Origin of the sequence: uncultured Cyclobacterium sp. (assembly GCF_963976465.1) — a bacterium.
Classification (GTDB): Bacteria; Bacteroidota; Bacteroidia; order Cytophagales; family Cyclobacteriaceae; genus Cyclobacterium.
In genome coordinates this window covers 1-3,277 of sequence record NZ_CAXBOC010000572.1, presented here as the reverse complement: position 1 = coordinate 3,277, position 3,277 = coordinate 1, and the positions used below count along the sequence as shown (strand labels likewise).

At 41.3% G+C, this 3,277-nt stretch carries 3 protein-coding genes; all 3 read left to right on the top strand.

Features of this window, described 5'->3' with window-relative positions; genetic code table 11:
- Positions 1–149: 149 nt before the first annotated feature.
- Genes AAC037_RS22350 through AAC037_RS22340 form a run of 3 tightly spaced genes read left to right on the top strand, consistent with a single transcriptional unit; the run spans position 150 to position 2,993 of the window.
- Complete coding sequence (locus AAC037_RS22350) at positions 150–974, top strand: SDR family oxidoreductase (RefSeq protein WP_339905742.1); 825 nt, start codon at positions 150–152, stop codon at positions 972–974.
- Entirely contained in the window at positions 971–2,062 is a 1,092-nt protein-coding gene (locus AAC037_RS22345; RefSeq protein ID WP_339905741.1) for a pyridoxal-phosphate dependent enzyme, read from the top strand. Before AAC037_RS22350 ends, AAC037_RS22345 begins: the two co-directional genes overlap by 4 nt.
- A 19-nt stretch (positions 2,063–2,081) precedes the next feature.
- Complete coding sequence (locus AAC037_RS22340) at positions 2,082–2,993, top strand: dihydrodipicolinate synthase family protein (protein WP_339905740.1); 912 nt, start codon at positions 2,082–2,084, stop codon at positions 2,991–2,993.
- Positions 2,994–3,277: the final 284 nt, after the last annotated feature.

The following is a 3,277-nucleotide window of genomic DNA, read 5'->3' as shown; positions in this document are numbered from 1 at the left end:
ATTAGGGTGTTTATTAAGAGAAAATGGTGAAAAAGGAGCAGAAATTCCAGCCCAGCAATCAGGAATGGTATTCCTAAAAAGAGCAGTACCAATGGCCAAAGCAGGAGAAGCATTGGCTGGGATTTTACCTGTAAATAAAAAAGTATACGATGAAAAGTGAAGCGGATAAAAAGCAAAGGGTTGTAATAGTAACCGGAGCATCCAGAGGCATAGGCAAGGCGATTACCGAAGCATTTGTTGCCAATGGGGATTTAGTGACCATAGTTGCTGAAAACAAAGAAGAATTGTTGGCGGCGGCAGATTCCCTTTCAAAACCGGAGAATGCTTTGGTTTTGCATGGGGACTTGGCCATAGATGGTTTTGTTGATGAAATAGTGGAGGCAACCTTCAGCAAATGGGGGAAAATAGATGTGTTGATAAATAATGCTGCTTGGAGAACCATTGAGACCTTAAAGACTATTTCCATAAAAGACTGGGAAAAGACCATAAAAATTTGTCTTACCTCTCCGGTATTTCTGTCAAAACTTGCAGCAAAAAAAATGGAATCAGGAAATAATGGAGGTGTGATTGTTCACATGAGTAGCGTTATGGCCAATAGAGCAGGAGGAACAAGCCCGGCTTATATTGCTGCAAAGGGTGCATTGCTGAGTTTAACTTATGAAATGGCAGCCTTGTACGGTTCGTCAGGGATCAGGGTAGTCGCCGTTTGTCCCGGAAATGTTACCACAGCAATGAGCAGTGATTTTAAAGATCCTAAAGGTAGTAATATAAGTCAGGTTCTGGTGGATGAAATGGAAGACATGACGCCTTTACAACGAAGCGCCTCTCCAGAGGAGATAGCAGAAGGGGTTTTCTGGCTCAGTTCCGACAAAGCCTCCTTTATCAATGGCACATCATTGGATATTGATGGTGGGTTTACCCATAATTTCAACAGTTATAAAAGTAAAAAACTACAATTCCCCAACGAATTTTGAAAGGAATAGACAAATACACACAATTATTAAAACTCCCGGAAGGTATAGCACCTTTTACTTTGGGAGAGGGGAATACCCCGCTGGTTAAATCAAGACAGATTGGTCCGGCCTTGGGCTTTCCAAACCTTTATTTTAAACTGGAATCTGCGAATCCATCAGGCTCCTATAAAGATCGCTTTGCAGCCTTTGCGATAGCAGATATTCAAGCCAATAAGGGCAAGTTGTGTTTGGCCACTTCTAGTGGGAACACAGGAGCCGCACTTGCGGCCTACTCGGCAGCAGCAGGAATTCCTTGTAAAATAGCCATAGTGGATGGTGCTCCTGAAGGGAAATTAAAACAAATGCGAGCTTATGGTGCTGCTTTGTATGTTATCAAAGGGTTTGGGAAAAACAAAGAGGCTACAGAACAGGTTTTTGACAAGCTCGGGGAAGTGGCAGCCGAAAATCAAACCCACTTACAAGTAAGTGCCTTTAAATACAGTCCGGTAGGAATGACAGGAGTTCAAACCCTCAGTTTTGAGCTTGCAGAAGACTTGGAGAGGGTAGATAATGTATTTGTACCATCAGGGGGAGGTGGCTTGACCTTGGCTGTGGCAAGAGGTTTTCAGATATGGAAACAAAAACATTCCAACTTTAGCCTTCCCAAAGTACACTGCGTGCAACCTGAAGGAAATGATACGATAGCAGGTAACCTTAGGAAAGGTTTGGAAGCAGCCAAACCTGTTGATAATGCGACAACGAAAGTGAGTGGACTTCAAGTAGCTGTGGTAATTGATGGGAATGAGACTTTACAAGCCTGTAAAAGTACTGCCGGGAATGGTTTTTTGGTAAGTGATGAAGAGACTTTTGAATGTCAGCGGTTATTGGCTATAAAAGAAGGGATTTATGCTGAACCTGCCGGTGCAGTAGCTTTAGCAGGCTTTATGAAAGCAGTGGCAGATGGAGAATTGGATAAAAATGCCAACGCAGTTTGTATAGTTTCGGGTAGTGGTTTTAAAGATCCCGAAGCTACAGAGCGTTTGATAGTCAAAAATCCGGTTAATTATTTAGAGAGTTATAATGAAATGGATCAATATTTTACAAAATAAAAGACAAATCAAGTAGACTATGTATGAAAATTTGAAAGGGGTGTGGCCTGCAATGCTTACGCCTATGGATGGAAATGGTCGTCCGGCATTTAAACAATTGGAAAAATGGGTAGAGGTCTTATTATCCCAAGGAGTAGACGGTTTGTATCTACTTGGTTCTACGGGGCAGGGCTTTCTCCTTACCGAGGAGGATAGGAAAAAGGTAACGGAAATTACCGCAGGTGTTAATGCCGGCAAGGTGCCAATTATAGTTCAGGTTGGCTCCATGACTACAGCCGAATCAGTACACTTGGCCCAACATGCTTCCCAATGCAAGGTGGATGGAATATCCTCTGTGGCACCAGTATATTATGGGCCCACAGACGGAAGTGCAGGAATGGCCTTATCACATTATGAGGCAATTGCTACAGCATCTGACTTGCCTTTTTTTCCTTACCAATTGGGAACCACAAATTTTTCCGGAGGATTGGTAGATTTTATTAATAAACTGCTGCAGATGCCCAATATGGTTGGGATGAAGTTAACTACAAATAATTTGTTGGAAATCAGTACCATTGCCTACAGTTCAAAAAGTAAATTGGTACTTTTTAGTGGAGCAGATGAGCTGATGTGTCAGGCTGTTTTATGCGGTGCCACTGGGGCCATAGGGTCTTATTACAATGTTTTTGAGCGAGAGTGTAAGTATGTCCGTAATGAGTTTGTGAAAGGGGATGTGAAACTTGCAACAGACTTTATGTTGGTTTTTCAGGAAATTATTGCAGAATCGCTTCCCAATATATGGAGCTTCTTCAGGCAGGCCATCCAAATGAGATACAGCGTGGATATTGGAGCATCTATCGCTCCGGTGGGAAATACCAATAAAGTTTTGGAAGACAAGAAAGTGGAAGAATTAATAGATCGCGTGGTGAAAGCGTCCAAAATTGAAGGCTAGCAAATCATTGTAAAAGTTTTTGGTGGGATTCTTTTGCATAAAATGACTTAAAAACAATATTTGACATTTTAGATTGGTAAATTGAAAACCAACTTCCTTAATTAAAGGTGATAATTTATATTAAAACTATTCAATAATATTATGGTAAAAAAAGAAGTCGTTTCAGGAGAAGGGGTTCCCAAAAGTGCTTTGCCTTTTTCTCCGGCACTTATAGTGAATGATTTGGTATTTGTTTCAGGACAAGCATCAGTAGATGAAAACGGAAAAATTGTTAACGATACTTT